This window comes from Exiguobacterium sp. s7, assembly GCF_018618195.1.
In the GTDB taxonomy this organism is placed as follows: domain Bacteria; phylum Bacillota; class Bacilli; order Exiguobacteriales; family Exiguobacteriaceae; genus Exiguobacterium; species Exiguobacterium mexicanum_A.
Map to the genome: position 1 here is coordinate 121,417 of NZ_JACSLO010000001.1, position 14,479 is coordinate 135,895.

Annotated in this window: 17 protein-coding genes; 11 read left to right on the top strand and 6 right to left on the bottom strand. The window is 51.9% G+C overall.

The window, feature by feature from the left end; genetic code table 11:
- The first annotated feature begins 1 nt into the window (after position 1).
- A complete protein-coding gene (lpdA, locus tag KNP79_RS00625; RefSeq protein WP_021066997.1) occupies positions 2-1,414 on the top strand; it encodes a dihydrolipoyl dehydrogenase in 1,413 nt (470 codons plus the stop codon).
- Between the two features lie 17 nt (positions 1,415-1,431).
- Here the strand turns inward: lpdA and aac(6') are convergent, their stop codons facing one another.
- Positions 1,432-1,875 carry an aminoglycoside 6'-N-acetyltransferase gene (gene aac(6'), locus KNP79_RS00630; RefSeq protein ID WP_215190868.1) on the bottom strand — a complete coding sequence of 148 codons (444 nt, stop codon included), beginning with the start codon at positions 1,873-1,875 and terminating at the stop codon, positions 1,432-1,434.
- A 75-nt stretch (positions 1,876-1,950) separates the two neighbouring features.
- On the opposite strand from aac(6'), the gene KNP79_RS00635 reads away from it, so the two are divergent.
- Positions 1,951-2,274 carry a DUF3055 domain-containing protein gene (locus KNP79_RS00635; protein ID WP_052090094.1) on the top strand — a complete coding sequence of 108 codons (324 nt, stop codon included), beginning with the start codon at positions 1,951-1,953 and terminating at the stop codon, positions 2,272-2,274.
- Positions 2,275-2,381: 107 nt separating this feature from the next.
- Here the strand turns inward: KNP79_RS00635 and KNP79_RS00640 are convergent, their stop codons facing one another.
- Entirely contained in the window at positions 2,382-3,863 is a 1,482-nt protein-coding gene (locus KNP79_RS00640) for an aminotransferase class I/II-fold pyridoxal phosphate-dependent enzyme (RefSeq protein ID WP_138859669.1), read from the bottom strand.
- 172 nt (positions 3,864-4,035) lie between these two features.
- Between KNP79_RS00640 and KNP79_RS00645 the strand changes: the two genes are divergently transcribed.
- From KNP79_RS00645 to KNP79_RS00655, 3 genes are all read left to right on the top strand, one after another.
- Positions 4,036-4,302: a UPF0223 family protein gene (locus KNP79_RS00645; RefSeq protein WP_034777021.1), complete on the top strand. Its 267-nt coding sequence runs from the start codon at positions 4,036-4,038 to the stop codon at positions 4,300-4,302.
- A gap of 246 nt (positions 4,303-4,548) precedes the next feature.
- Positions 4,549-4,737, top strand: coding sequence for a hypothetical protein (locus KNP79_RS00650; RefSeq protein ID WP_015881266.1), 189 nt, complete (start codon positions 4,549-4,551; stop codon positions 4,735-4,737).
- A 79-nt stretch (positions 4,738-4,816) separates the two neighbouring features.
- Positions 4,817-6,070 (top strand): inositol monophosphatase family protein, encoded by a 1,254-nt coding sequence (locus tag KNP79_RS00655; protein ID WP_034777023.1) that lies wholly within the window; start codon positions 4,817-4,819, stop codon positions 6,068-6,070.
- 61 nt (positions 6,071-6,131) lie between these two features.
- On the opposite strand, the gene KNP79_RS00660 is transcribed toward KNP79_RS00655, so the two are convergent.
- A complete protein-coding gene (locus KNP79_RS00660; RefSeq protein WP_034777025.1) occupies positions 6,132-6,308 on the bottom strand; it encodes a hypothetical protein in 177 nt (58 codons plus the stop codon).
- Positions 6,309-6,471: 163 nt separating this feature from the next.
- Here KNP79_RS00660 and typA point away from each other — a divergent pair, with 163 nt between their 5' ends.
- Positions 6,472-8,316: a translational GTPase TypA gene (gene typA / locus KNP79_RS00665; RefSeq protein ID WP_034777027.1), complete on the top strand. Its 1,845-nt coding sequence runs from the start codon at positions 6,472-6,474 to the stop codon at positions 8,314-8,316.
- Between the two features lie 87 nt (positions 8,317-8,403).
- Complete coding sequence (locus tag KNP79_RS00670) at positions 8,404-8,748, top strand: YlaH-like family protein (RefSeq protein ID WP_235045181.1); 345 nt, start codon at positions 8,404-8,406, stop codon at positions 8,746-8,748.
- A gap of 41 nt (positions 8,749-8,789) precedes the next feature.
- On the opposite strand, the gene KNP79_RS00675 is transcribed toward KNP79_RS00670, so the two are convergent.
- On the bottom strand, positions 8,790-8,990 hold the full coding sequence (locus KNP79_RS00675; RefSeq protein WP_021067006.1) for a YlaI family protein: 201 nt from the start codon (positions 8,988-8,990) through the stop codon (positions 8,790-8,792).
- A 112-nt stretch (positions 8,991-9,102) separates the two neighbouring features.
- Here KNP79_RS00675 and KNP79_RS00680 point away from each other — a divergent pair, with 112 nt between their 5' ends.
- Both KNP79_RS00680 and KNP79_RS00685 read left to right on the top strand, forming a co-directional pair.
- Positions 9,103-9,552, top strand: a complete 450-nt coding sequence (locus tag KNP79_RS00680) for a PNPOx family protein (RefSeq protein WP_034777031.1) — start codon at positions 9,103-9,105, stop codon at positions 9,550-9,552.
- Between the two features lie 33 nt (positions 9,553-9,585).
- Positions 9,586-10,902, top strand: coding sequence for a PhoH family protein (locus tag KNP79_RS00685; protein WP_034777033.1), 1,317 nt, complete (start codon positions 9,586-9,588; stop codon positions 10,900-10,902).
- 28 nt (positions 10,903-10,930) lie between these two features.
- Here the strand turns inward: KNP79_RS00685 and KNP79_RS00690 are convergent, their stop codons facing one another.
- Together KNP79_RS00690 and KNP79_RS00695 are read right to left on the bottom strand one after the other, a co-directional pair.
- Positions 10,931-12,142: a multidrug efflux MFS transporter gene (locus KNP79_RS00690; protein ID WP_034777035.1), complete on the bottom strand. Its 1,212-nt coding sequence runs from the start codon at positions 12,140-12,142 to the stop codon at positions 10,931-10,933.
- Between the two features lie 94 nt (positions 12,143-12,236).
- The gene (locus KNP79_RS00695; protein ID WP_138859664.1) at positions 12,237-12,704 is read right to left on the bottom strand and encodes a hypothetical protein; all 468 of its coding nucleotides are present in this window, start codon (positions 12,702-12,704) and stop codon (positions 12,237-12,239) included.
- A gap of 172 nt (positions 12,705-12,876) precedes the next feature.
- On the opposite strand from KNP79_RS00695, the gene KNP79_RS00700 reads away from it, so the two are divergent.
- Both KNP79_RS00700 and KNP79_RS00705 read left to right on the top strand, forming a co-directional pair.
- Entirely contained in the window at positions 12,877-13,155 is a 279-nt protein-coding gene (locus KNP79_RS00700) for an Fpa/YlaN family protein (RefSeq protein WP_021067011.1), read from the top strand.
- Between the two features lie 86 nt (positions 13,156-13,241).
- Positions 13,242-14,477, top strand: coding sequence for an FtsW/RodA/SpoVE family cell cycle protein (locus KNP79_RS00705; RefSeq protein WP_214797053.1), 1,236 nt, complete (start codon positions 13,242-13,244; stop codon positions 14,475-14,477).
- Positions 14,478-14,479 lie beyond the last annotated feature (2 nt).

The window sequence follows — 14,479 nt, forward strand, 5'->3', positions numbered from 1 at the left end:
CATGGTAGTAGGAGAATTCGCACAAGAAACTGATTTGCTTGTCATCGGCGCCGGTCCTGGTGGATACGTCGCAGCCATCCGTGGCGCACAACTCGGCCTTAAAGTCACGATCGTCGAAAAAGGAAACTTTGGTGGCGTCTGCTTGAACGTCGGTTGTATCCCATCGAAAGCATTGATCACTGCTGGTCACAACTTCCAGCACGCTAAAGGTCACTCGTCAATGGGGATCACGTCTGATAACGTGTCAGTCGACTTCACAAAAGTCCAAGACTGGAAACAGTCGGTCGTCAATAAATTGACTGGCGGCGTCAAAGGCCTTTTGAAAGGTAACAAGATTGAAATCGTTCAAGGTGAAGCTTTCTTCGCATCTGAAGACACAGTACGTGTCATCACAGAAGATAGCTCGACTCCTTACAAGTTCAAAAAAGCGATCATCGCGACTGGTTCAACACCTATCGAGATTCCATCGTTCAAATGGTCAAAACGCGTCCTTTCTTCAACTGGCGCATTGGCTCTTCCTGAAGTACCGAAGAAACTCGTCGTCATCGGCGGCGGATACATCGGTATGGAGCTCGGCACAGCGTACGCGAACTTCGATACAGAAGTCGTCGTCGTTGAAGGCGCAAGCGACATCTTGTCTGGCTTCGAGCCGCAAATGACGCAAATCGTCAAAAAGAAACTCAAACAAAAAGGCAACGTCACGATTCACACGAACGCTCTTGCAAAAGGCGTCGAGGAAACAGAAGACGGCGTAACAGTTAAGTTTGAAGTGAACGGCGAAGAGCAGTCTGTTGAAGCGGACTACGTCCTCGTCACAGTCGGCCGTCGTCCAAACACTGGCGACATCGGTCTCGAAAACGCGGAAGTTAAAATCAGCGACCGCGGCATCATCGAAATCGACGACCAGTGCAAGACGTCGAACGAAAACATCTACGCAATCGGCGACATCGTACCTGGACCACCGCTCGCGCACAAAGCTTCTTACGAAGCGAAAGTCGCAGCGGAGGCAGCTGCCGGTAAGCCAGCTTACCTCGACTACTCAGCAATCCCAGCGGTCGTCTTCACTGACCCTGAACTTGCAACAGTCGGTTACACAGAGCCACTCGCAAAAGAAGAAGGACTTGAGATCACTGTATCGAAATTCCCATTCGCAGCGAACGGCCGTGCCCTCGCTCTTGACGAGCCAGACGGCTTCATGAAGCTCATCACGCGTAAAGAGGACGGTCTCTTGATCGGTGCTCAAATCGCGGGAACTGGCGCTTCAGACATGATTGCCGAGCTTGGTCTCGCCATCGAAGCAGGCATGACTGCAGAAGATATCGCGCTTACAATCCACGCTCACCCATCACTCGGTGAGATGGCAATGGAAGCGGCAGAAATCGCAATGGGTATGCCAATCCACGTCGTTAAATAAGTCAAAAGCTCTCTCGCTTACTCGCGAGAGAGCTTTTTTACGTAATGGACGGTCCGTTCGACTTCTCGGAAGCCGATGCGTTCATGGAACCGTTGGCTGCCGTCGTTCTCGATTTCCGTATCGGAGGCGAGCTCGTCACATCCTTTTGACCGGGCGAACGCGGAGGCCGCTTCGACGAGCCGTGACGCCACGTCTTTCTGCCGAGCGGTTTCGACGACATAAATCCCTTCTAAAAAGGCGGTCGGGGAAGCGGTCGTTCCGGGGACGTAGTCATGACGGAAGCTAAGCTGGCAAAAGCCGACCGCTTCATCCGTTTCCGCGATAAAATAGTGCATCTTGCCGGAACGAATCCCGAGCCGGACCTCAGGGATCAGTTCGGCTTCAGGCGCGTCTGGCCATAGTTGCCGCATGAGTCGCACCAGTTCGTCGCAATCTTGTTCGTTCGCTTTTCGAATCTTCATAAGTCGTCCTCCTTATGTTTCGTACGTTCAGTATAAAGGAAAATAAGGAATGAAGTGAGAAAGGAGGGAACGATGATGGCGTTCGATGAAGAATTGTTATACACCGTCTCTGAGACGAGCCGCGTCCGATTCACGGGGATCGAGACAGAGACGTCACGTTATGATTTCGGTTTTGTGTATACACATCAATTTATGGGGAAAGTGCTCGTCGTCTGCATGCAGACCGGACAGTCTGCCCTTCTTGACGTCCATGCGCTCGAAGAACCGAGACAGCTCTATCCGATGCTCGGCATCGCCTTGCGAGACACCGGACACGTCGCCGAGTTTTTACGCCTTTGTCTAACTGAAAATGAGACTGAATCCAACCAAACTGAAAATTCACCCCTTGAAAAAATGTAAGCGTTTTCTTATAATGGAACGTAGGGGAAGCAATTCGATCATCATAAGCCACCTTTTCTTCTGATGACACAAAGCGAGCCGGTCCATTGGACCGGCTCGCTTTCGTCTTAGCGGATAGCTTTTGTTTGTTGGATGACTTTAATCATTTGAAGCGACTCGTCTTCTAGACCTTGGACCGGTAGACCGGCCTCGATGTTGGCCATAATATATTCGAGCGTCGATGTCGTAATGAGCTCTCCCGGAATAATGATTGGGATTCCTGGGGGATATACCATGATGAACTCGGCCGAGATACGTCCGACGGCGTTCTCGAGTGGAATCGTCTCCGTTTCCTCGTAGAAGGCGTCACGCGGGCTGAGCGCGAGTGGCGGGATCTCAGGGAGCATGATCGACAACGAATCGTTTCCAGACTGGTCGTAGACCGATACGACGTCACGCATCCCGTCAATCAACGCTTGAATAGTCGACTCGTCGTCGGCGCTCGTCACGATGAACAAGACGTTCAACAAATCTGACATCTCGACTTCGATGCGGTGCGTCTCGCGCAAGTACTTCTCGACTTCGAAGCCGGTGATCCCGAGCTCGCGGACCGAGACGAGGATTTTCGTCTCGTCGAGCGCGTACGTCGACTCTGAATGGAGTTCGGCGTGACCGTAGACCGACAAGTGCGGCATGTTGTCGATGGCCGTACGAGCCGTACGTGCGAGCGTGAGGGCACGTTCGTTCATCGCCTCTCCTTTTGTCGCCAATTGGCGACGGGCCGCATCGAGCGACGCGAGGAGAAGATAAGACGTCGACGTCGTCGTGATCATCGACAACATCGCGTGAATTCGTTCTGGTGAGACGAGTCCGCGGCGGACGTTCAAAATGGAACTCCCGGTCATCGAACCGCCGAGTTTGTGCACACTCGTTGCCGCGACGTCCGCGCCGGCCTGCATCGCAGAGAGCGGGAGTTCGTCGTGGAACGGCAAGTGGACACCGTGTGCCTCATCGACGAGGACAGGTACATCTTGGGCATGGGCGACGGCGACGATCCGTTCTAAATCACCAGCGATCCCGAAGTAAGTCGGGTTGATGACGAGGACGGCTTTCGTGTCAGGGTGCATCTCGAGGGCGCGTTCGACGGCACTTGCCGTGATTCCGTGGGCGATTCCGTATGTCTCATCATATTCAGGGTGAATGAAGACAGGGTGGGCCCCGGTCAAGACGAGCGCGGACATAACAGATTTATGGACGTTGCGCGGCACAATGATCTTCTCGTTCGGTCCGACGACGCCCATGATCATTGCCATGATGGCGCTTGATGTCCCTTGAACTGAGAAGAACGTCTCGTCGGCACGGAACGCCTCGGCAGCGAGACGCTCGGCCTCGGCAATCGCCGCTTTCGGATGATGGAGATCATCGAGCGGGGCGATGTTGATCAGGTCGATCTTCAAAGCGTTTTCGCCGATGAAGTCGCGGAACTCAGGGTCCATCCCTTTTCCGCCTTTATGGCCAGGGATATGGAATGCGATCGGGTTCGTATCCACGTGCGTGAGCAACGTGTCAAAGAGCGGTGTCTCGAGCTGTGTAGCACCTTTAAGTTTCAATAGTAAGTCCTCCTTGATAACAGTTTGTATATGGGTTGTCGGTTTAGGTTCAATCTCATGTCATTTTAGACGTTTCGTTTTAAAAAACAATGCAACAAAAAAACTATAGTGATTTCTATCCCAACTTGCAATAGTTTTTTTTGTTGATACAATGGTTGTCGAGGTGAAGAATATGCAAATCAACTATCCGATTAATCCGGACTGGACGACGGATGAGCTCATAGAAGTCGTCGAGTTCTATAATCAAGTCGCCCTTGCCAATGAAGGCGGTGTCGACCGCGAAACGTTTTTGGATGCGTATCGGTCGTTCAAACAAATCGTGACATCGAAATCAGAAGAAAAACAACTGAGCGCCGTGCACGACGAACAGACCGGATACTCTACCTATCGTACGGTCCAAGCGGCCCTAAAATCAAATGCAAAGATTATAAAATTGTAACTGCTGGAAAGCATGGGAGAACAGAACAGTTTTCTCATGCTTTTTTTGTTATTTGTCTTTTAAATAGGGTACATATTATTAACAGTTATTTCAGGTTTAGCGTCAGTTGAAATGGGAATATACTCACTAAGATAAAAAATTCAAAATAGTCAGACAATTCTCTTTCCTTTTTGAATCTCATCTGATATACTCAATTCAACTCACTAAACCGTAACTTGTAGCCCAACTAAAGGAGTGTGGCATCTCATGAAACAAGTGATCGAGGCATTCAAAAGAAAAGACGCAGAAAAACGGATTCCGGTGCTGCGCTTAGAGATTGATTATGAATTGGCAACTCTCTTCGATGCGATGGCGTCACAAGACGATGCCACTGTCCAGGCTAGCAAGCATCGGTTAGAGAAATATCGCCAAGAACTTTTGCGTCTCGAAGCCTGACCCACAACCACTCATTCAACCAGTATTCCATGCGGATACTGGTTTTTGTTTGGTACAATACATAATAGAGGTGATAAACATGTTGGAATGGTTCGCGATTGACTTGATTAAACAAGCAGGGGAATATATTCGGCAAAAAATCGATGAGAGCTATCGCATCGAACGAAAGACAGGTAAAGGGGATTTGGTCACAGAAATCGATCGAGCCGTCGAACAGTTGATTGTCGACCGTATCCGTGAAACGTATCCCGAGCATCACATTATCGGGGAAGAAGGGATCTCGACAGGACCGGACGACTTGTCCGGAACGGTCTGGTTTGTCGATCCGATCGATGGGACGTTGAACTTCATCCATCAGAAGCGCATGTTCGCCATCTCAGTGGCCGTCATGATCGATGGGGTCGTCGAATACGGCTTCGTCTATGATGTGATGGCGGATGAGCTGTTCGTGGCGCGTCGCGGCGTTGGGACGACGCTGAACGGTCGCAAGCTTCCGGCCATCCAAGAACATCATGTCCGTGACGCCTTCCTGAGCATGAACGCGACTTGGGTCACACCGAATCAGCAGATCGCTCCGGAAGTACTCGCCCCAATCGTGCGCGACTCGGTCGGCACGCGGGCGCATGGGGCCGCGTCGCTCGAACTCGCGTGGCTCGCCGCGGGTCGGGTCGACGGGTACATCACGATGCGGAATATGCCGTGGGATTATGCGGCTGGAAAACTGCTCGTCGAGGAAGTCGGAGGCAGAGTCGTCTCAATTTACGGGGAGCCGGTCCGTTATGACGGGAAGACGTCGGTCCTTGCCGGTAGCGAGACGTTCGTCAAAGATGTCGTCAAACACTATGTCATCGCCAAAGGGGCGGCGCCGGAAGTGAGACCGGATCTTCAGATTGGGATTAACGGCTCCTACGACCGTGTTCGGGACTTGCTCGTCTTGGCCAATCCGAACGAGGCGATGGTGCGTGAGCAGTATGAAGCGGGGGAGACATATGAAGCGACGCTCGGTGGAGAACGCGTCGGAGCGTACATGTTGGTGCGGCGCAGTGAAACGCTGCTCGAGCTCGTCAATATCGCCGTCAAGCCGGAGCGGCAAAACCAGACGATCGGACAACGGCTGCTCCAAGACGCGATTCGTCGGGCCGAGCAAAGCGGTGCGAAGCAGATGCTCGTCTGTACGGGCAACTCGAGCATCGTCCAGTTGCGATTTTATCAACAAGCTGGCTTCCGCTTCGACTCGGTCGAGCGCGACTACTTCCCGAGCCATGGTTATCCGCCAATCGAAGAGGACGGGCTCGCCTTGCGTGACCGCATCTGTCTGACACGCGACTTATAAGCGTGTCAGACAGAAGAACAAGCTCATAAACAAGGCCCGGGCGCTGCGCCCGGGCCTTCTGTTATGGACGTCGGTCAGAGAGGACGCGACGGCGTAAGTTGATACCGAAGAACGTGGCGATGCCGCTCAAGGCGAGACTGCCGATGATGATGGCGGCACTTCCTTCGGCCACCCCAATTCCGATGCCGACAAAACCGGCGACGACCGCGGTCGCGATTAAAACGAACATGAGTTGCATGGAGATTCCCCCTTTTTTCTCTAGTCTTCTTTATTGTAGTCAAAAATGATGCGTTTGGAAACGTTAACAGTTGATAACACTCGACAAAGGTGGTGGGACGTGTGCTATACTCTTAAAGTTGAATAAAAGATGAAACTTTTTTAAATAAGAGAGGACTAACTACATGAATGTAAGAACTAACCTTCGGAACGTAGCCATCATCGCCCACGTTGACCACGGTAAAACAACGCTTGTCGATGAATTATTGAAACAGTCTGGTACTTTCCGGACAAACGAAATGGTCGCAGAACGCGCCATGGACTCGAACGACATCGAACGTGAGCGCGGAATCACGATTCTCGCGAAAAACACGGCAATCGATTATAAAGATACACGCATCAACATCGTTGATACACCAGGTCACGCCGACTTCGGTGGTGAAGTTGAGCGGATCATGCGTATGGTTGACGGCGTTATCCTCGTCGTCGATGCACGTGAAGGCTGCATGCCACAAACGCGTTTCGTATTGAAGAAAGCACTCGACCAAGGTCTCCGTCCAATCGTTGTCGTTAACAAAATCGACAAGCCGATGGTACGCCCACTCGACGTTGTCGATGAAGTTGTCGACTTGTTGATCGACCTTGGAGCAGATGAAGATCAACTTGAATTCCCTGTCGTCTATACGTCTGCTGTCAGCGGTTCAAGTTCGTTCGATCCTGATCCAGAGAAGCAAGAAGATACAATCACGTACGTGCTCGACACGATTCTTGAGAACACACCGGCACCAATCGATAACTCGGATGAGCCGCTTCAGTTCCAAGTCACGATGCTCGACTATGACAACTACCTTGGCCGTATCGGTGTCGGTCGCGTCTTCCGTGGGAAAATCAAAGTTGGCGAGTCAGTCTCACTTTGCAAAACAGACGGATCAATCAAACAATTGCGCGTCACTAAATTGTTCGGTTACTTCGGCCTCAAACGTGTTGAAATCGAAGAAGCCAAAGCTGGTGACTTGATTGCCATCGCCGGGATGGAAGACATCAACGTCGGTGAGACGGTCACGCCAGTCGGTAAAGAAGAGCCACTTCCGCTCCTTCGCATCGATGAGCCAACACTTCAAATGCGTTTCATGACGAACAACTCTCCATTCGCAGGACGCGAAGGCGATTTCGTGACGGCACGTAAAATCGAAGAGCGTTTGATGAAACAACTTGAGACGGACGTTTCACTCCGTGTCGAGAACACAGATTCGCCTGACCAATGGATCGTATCAGGACGCGGTGAGCTTCACCTCGGGATCTTGATCGAGAACATGCGTCGTGAGGGCTACGAGCTTCAAGTTTCGAAACCACAAGTTATCATCCGTGAAGACGAAGATGGTACGAAGATCGAACCGTTCGAGCGCGTCATCGTTGACGTCCCAGAAGAGTACACGGGTTCAGTCATGGAATCAATCGGTCTCCGTAAAGGTGAACTTGCTAACATGAACACGAACGACAACGGTCAAACACGTATGGAATTCATCGTTCCTTCACGTGGCCTCATCGGATATCGTAACGAGTTCTTGTCAGCGACACGCGGATACGGAATCTTGAACCACACGTTCGAAGAATACCGTCCGTTCATCTCTGCTGACATCGGCGGCCGCCGCAGTGGTGTCATGGTTTGTATCGAACCTGGTAAGTCGACGGCTTACTCGATCGGTGCCCTTGAAGATCGTGGAACGATCTTCATCGAGCCAGGTGTAGAAGTATACGAGGGAATGATCATCGGTGAATGTAACCGCGACGTCGACCTCGCGATCAACGCTGTCAAAGGCAAACAGTTGACGAACATGCGTGCTTCAGCAAAAGACTCGACACAAGTCTTGAAACGTCCACGCGTCTTCTCACTCGAAGAGTCGCTCACGTTCTTGAACGATGACGAGTACTGTGAAATCACGCCGGAGTCAATCCGTCTCCGTAAAAAAGTCTTGAACAAGAACGAACGCGAGAAAGCTGACAAGCGTCGTAAACTTGGTAAAGAATAAGTCGGAAAAAAAGGGAGCGCCTAGGCGTTCCCTTTTGTTTTGGATAGTGTAGAATGATTGTGAAGGAAATAAAGGGGGATTATCAGCTTGAAAGCTTCTCAAACGATGGACATCACACAAATCGATGTGCCGTGGATTGCCTCGCTACTTGGCGTCGGCAGTGACGCGAACGACTTCTCGGTCGGGTTTAACGCCTTGATCATCACGGTCATCTTATTGACGATACTCGTGTTTAAATTAGGTTTTGCCAAACAATTGACGTGGTGGAAGTCGCTCGTCGTCTATATGCTGCTCGCACTTGGGGCAGGCACGATGGCGCTCGTCTTCTTCACATGGCCGATTCCAGAAGTTCTCCTTGTCATGGCTGTCGTCTTGGCGATTTACCGGGGCCGCCTCTGGTGGAACCGTCGACAAGGCATCGAATCACATTAAAAAATGGACGTTTCGCCCTCGGGTGAAACGTCCATTTTTGCTTACCATCTCCGTTTTTGGCGGAACGATGGATATAGGTGGAATTGGCCGGTCGCGGCACGCTCCGCGGTTCGCGCGGTGATGCGTTCTTGACACGTCTGGCACATATACGTTTTAGCAGGTTTATTACGAAGTCGTTTCGCTTCGAACGACCACGAATCAATCGTATCGATTTTGTCACAAAGAGAGCACTTTACGCGCATGGTCTCACCTTCCTCTTCGTTGATTATAGCATGATTTCAGGAGAGAAAAGCAGGGAAAGAGGTTTGTAAGGGCGAATCCATTTCGTATACCCGTTCGGGAGGAGGGGAGTATATGGCGAGCAAAGCCGCGTTCGAACTCTCAAAGGCACAACAAGGTACGTTGAATGATATGCCATTGACATTTTTAATCACATTTGACGAACCGAAACGGTGGCCGATCACCCATGCCATCAGCTGGGTGCAAGCGCCGAATGAAGTGACGATACGTTTCGCCTTGACGAAAAATTCGCATTTGATCACGTTGCTTGGGAATGAACGGACCGCAAGTCTCATCTTTATAGAAGGAGGCCTGGCTTACAGTGTGGCCTTGTCGCATGTGGCCGAGTTCGAGCCAAGCGTGAAGCCGGGATTGCACCTTCGCTTTTTTGAAGGGCACGTTGAAGAAGTCCGTAACGTCTCCTTTTACGGGGCGACATATGGACAACCGGACATCGTCAAGACGTACGATGTCGAAGCAGCAGAAAAGCTGGACCGTGAAGTCAAGGAGAGTTTGAATTCTTGATCACCATCCTATTTTCGAGGGGCGGCAAAGTCTATGAAAAAAACGTATGTGCTCGATACGAACGTACTCTTACACGATCCACTATCCTTGTTCCAATTCGATGAGCACGATGTCGTCATCCCCGCCATCGTATTAGAAGAGCTTGACGGCAAAAAACGCAATATGGACGAGGTCGGACGTAACGCCCGTGAGACGGCGCGTGTACTCGACCAACTCCGCACGACCGGGAAACTGCATGACGGGGTGCCGCTCGAGAATGGCGGTCACTTGTTCGTCGAGATCGGCCATGAACATACCGTCGATTTCCCGTTCGACGTCATGACGAACGATAACCGCATTTTGACCGTGGCGCTCGGCCTGATGAAACAATACGAGCACGACCGGACCCGTAAAGTCGTCGTCGTCTCGAAAGATATACTTGTCCGCGTCAAGGCGGACGCGATTGGTATTGAAGCCGAAGACTATTTGACCGACCATATCGTCGATACGACGAACCTATATGCCGGCTACCGGGAGATCGAGGTCGATCAAGCCGTCATCGATGAATTTTACAAAGTCCGGCAGCTGCCGCTGTCTGCGTTGACGAAAAATCAACTGTACCCGAATTCATTCGTCGTTTTAAAAAGCAACGTCTCGAAAGCGAGCGCAGTCGCGGTCGTCGATGCGCTGCAACCGATCCTTCGTCCGCTCTCCCTAGACGTCGAACACGTCTGGGGCATCCATCCGCGCAATGTCCAACAGCGGATGGCACTCGACTTGTTGCTTCGCGACGATATCCCGTTCGTGACGTTGCTCGGGAAAGCCGGAACCGGGAAGACACTTCTCGCGCTCGCGGCCGGGTTGTCGCTCGTTGAAGACGAGCGTCGTTTCAATAAGCTCGTCGTCGCCCGTCCGGTCGTCCCAATGGGGAACGATATCGGCTACTTGCCGGGGGAGATGGAAGAGAAGCTGCGGCCTTGGATGCAACCGATTTACGATAACTTAGAGTTTTTGTTTAATGCCAATTCGAAAGACGAGCTCGGGAACATCTTGGCCGGCATCAAATCGATTCAGCTCGAGGCGCTCACGTATATCCGTGGCCGCAGCATGCCGGACCAGTTCATCATCATCGATGAGGCCCAGAACTTGACGAAACACGAGATCAAGACGATTCTGACCCGCGTCGGGGAGAATTCGAAAATCGTCCTCGTCGGCGACCCGTATCAAATCGATCACCCTTATTTGGATGAATATTCGAACGGTCTCACGTACGCCGTCGAACGGTTCAAAGGGCAAAACGTATTCGGCCACGTCCAACTCATCAAAGGGGAGCGCTCGTCGCTCGCCCGGTTGGCAGCCGATTTACTATAACGAAAAACGCCGAGCGGCTGCTCGGCGTTTATTTCGTATTCGGATGAAGTGCCACTTGCACGTTCGATTTTTCGAGCAAGGCGTTCGTCAACATAATCAAACCGGTCACGATGAAGAGGGCGGAGAAGCCGAAATGTGCGACGACTTGAGACCCGAACAACGGTCCGAGCAAGTTACCCATGAACTGGGCCGACTGATTATAAGAGAAGATGCGCCCGGCCGCTCGGCTCGGCGTGTGTTGTCGCAAAAGCGACTGCACGGACGGCATGAGCGCCGCGGTGGCAAAACCGAGGCCGAATCGCAACACGACGAGTTGCGTCGTCGACGTCACGAACGCCTGTGGAATCAAGAAGGCACTATAGACGATGAGCGCCCAAAACAAGATGCGTTCAGCCCCGTACCGGTCCGATAGCCGCCCGAGCCGCTGTGCGGAAATGAGTGCGGCCACACCCGGTGCCGAGGCGACGATGCCGGCGATAAAGGCGAGCGATGTCGTATACGGGTTCAATTCCCGGACATACAGTGTCAGTAACGGACCGACCGACTGCGTCGAGAAGGTGATTAAAAACGTCGTTAAAAAGAGACTTAAGATCAGTTGCGGATGGCGGAGCGAGGCGATGATCGATTTGGTCGAATCTAGCCGTTCGCGCGCCACCGGGACGAAGTCCTCTTTGACGAACACGAGTGTGATGATGAACGTGATAAATAGGGCACTGCCGGTCAAGAGAAAAACGGGTCGAAGCCCAATCCAGTCGGCGAGGAGTCCTCCAATCAATGGACCGAGGAGTCCGCCGGTGATGCCACCGGTCGACAAGGTACCGAGCGCCCAGCCACTTTTCTCTTTTGGCGTTTGTGAAGCGACGAGAGTGATCCCCGCCGAGATGAACCCGGAGACGGCACCCATGAGGAGCCGAAGCCCGACGAGTTGATACACGTCTTGGACGAAACTGATGAGCGTCATCACGACAGCCATGCCGAGACTTGCCCGAATGAGCATCAGCTTGCGGCCTTTTTGGTCGGCGAGCCTTCCCCAGAGCGGGGAGACGATGGCGGCCACGAGGAACGTGGCCCCGAAAGCGACGGCTGACCAGGTGACGACGTGATCGGGATTCGTGACCCCGAGCTCTTCGATAAATAAGGGGAGGAACGGTAAGACGAGGCTCATCGAGGCCGCCGTCAAAAAGCTACCGATCCAAACGATGATTAAGTTTTTCTTCCATAAAGGATACGTAAGCGTCACGACCTTTCAAACATGAAGTTTTTCCATAACCTATATGTTACACTTTGTGAAGTAAAAAGTCCAAAAAAATGAGAAGGCGCTATGGCCTTCTCGATCAAGCTTCTGTTCGCACTGCGATATGGTGGACGCCGCGCAAAACTTGCTGATTATGCAAGACGTATACCGGGCCGTCCGTGAGCACTTTCCCGTCCTTCGAGAACTGTAGATAGACGGTGCGCGCCTCATCGATTGGTAGCGTGAGCACCGATTCCCCATAAAAGCTGACGTGTGTCGCCGTAGCGATTGGTTCAGCGTTTTGCAGGAACGGAGCGAACGGCATCGCGAACGAGTCGCGAAGCGCCGCGTCTTTATCGGCCCGAGTCATCGGTTTATTGTGGTCGACACGTGTCCCTTGTGTCAAGCCGTCGTCCCATGCCTTCCCCATCTTGGCATAATACGCTTCATTATCATTCTCAACCGCGCGGTCGAGTTCCTCGATGTTCCGCTTGCGGTCGTCGAAAATCCATACGGTCGGGTCGATCGTCAACGCGTGACGAACCGCTCCGTCTAGTGGAAAAATCATTGATACGCCCCCTTTATTCACGATACACTGTATATTATACAGCTCTTCCGGGGAAAAAGGGAAACTGCGAGAAACTCGTAGTGAATCCAGACTGTTCATTGAATTATGATGAAATATAATGTACAGTTGAGTTATGACAAACAGTCTGTCATTGTACGGAGGAGGGGTCGTAGTGGCGACAAATTTGGCTGCAGTCCAACGGGAGCAAGCGCTTCAACTATTAGAGGCAGACGCTGAAAAAATCCGTTGTTTGATTGAAGTGCAGTTAGAAAACCTAAAAATGCCGAAGTGCCCGCTTTATGAAGAGGTGCTTGATACACATATGTTCGGTCTATCACGCCAAATTGATTTTGCGGTCCGTCTTGGACTCATTTCAGACATTGAAGGTAAAGGACTGCTCGATTCATTGGAACAAAAGCTGTCCGCCCTCGCGGAAGCTTCAGATTTATGAACCTTATACTCAAACTGTGCAAGCGGCGCTGTTTGAGTATTTTTTTATAATGGGTCAAGGATTGTTGTACATAAGGAAGTGAAAACATGAAAACTCGGTTTCGGTACTTTGATTTCTCACTGTTCATTGCGGTGCTCATGCTTGTCGGAATCAGCTCGATCATGATTTACAGTGCGAGCGTATGGAATCGCGGGGATTACGCGAACAGCGGTTTGTTCTATCGGCAACTCTTCTACGCCGGACTCGGGATTGTCGTCTACTTGATTGCGACGATGTTCCGCTATGAGAACTTTAGAAAACCAAATATTTTGTACGGTCTCTACCTCGTGTCGGTCGTCCTCTTGTTCGTCACTTGGGCGATGCCACCACTCAACGGGGCACGGGCGTGGCTCATCATCGGCGGATTCACGGTGCAACCGGTCGAGATCGCCAAGTTCGTGTTGATTTTATTGCTCGCGAACTATTATCACCAACTGTGGAACAATGAACTGAAAGGGTTGCCGGGACGCCTCGGCCGAGCCGCGATCACGAAAAAAGGATTACGGGCCCAAGCCGGTGCCTTCTTCGTGATTCCCGTCATCTATTTCTTTCTCCCGTATGCGATCGCCATCAACGGGCAACCGGATATGGGGGGGCTGTTCGTCCTTGGCGCCATCATGTTCCTCATGTGGCTCGCCGTTGGGGCGCCGCTCCGAATCATTATCCCATCGGTGATCGCTGGGATTGGGGCCGTCTATTTGATGTTCACGACAATTTTTTCGGAAAACCAGCGCAGTCGGATCGAGGTCGTCTTCAATCCGTTCATGGATCCGGAAGGCTATGGCCATCAATTGCTCATGTCGATCATCTCGATCGTGCACGGAGGGTTGACCGGTGTCGGCCTCGGCAACAGTTATCAGAAGTATGGGTATCTGCCCGAACCGGAGACGGACTATATCATGTCCATCATCGCGGAAGAGCTCGGCTTTGTCGGTGTCGTCGTCGTCCTCGTCCTGCTCTTTTTCATCGCGTTCCGCGCCGTCAATATCGCCAACCATAGCGATAGTCACTTCGCGATGTTCGTCTCATTCGGCATCGCTGCCCAAATCATGGTCCAAACCGGGATCAATATCGGGGCGATGTCGGGCTGGTTCCCGGGGACGGGGGTCACGCTTCCGCTCGTCAGTTACGGCGGGACGTCACTCATCATGACGATGGGCATTCTCGGAGTGCTCAGCAGCATCTCGATGCGAAACCGGCACCGGGAAGCGACAAGACGGGCTGAGATTCGTGAGAAATCAGCCGAAAATGTGCAAGGTTCATCGTTACATGTTGTCAGGTAAGA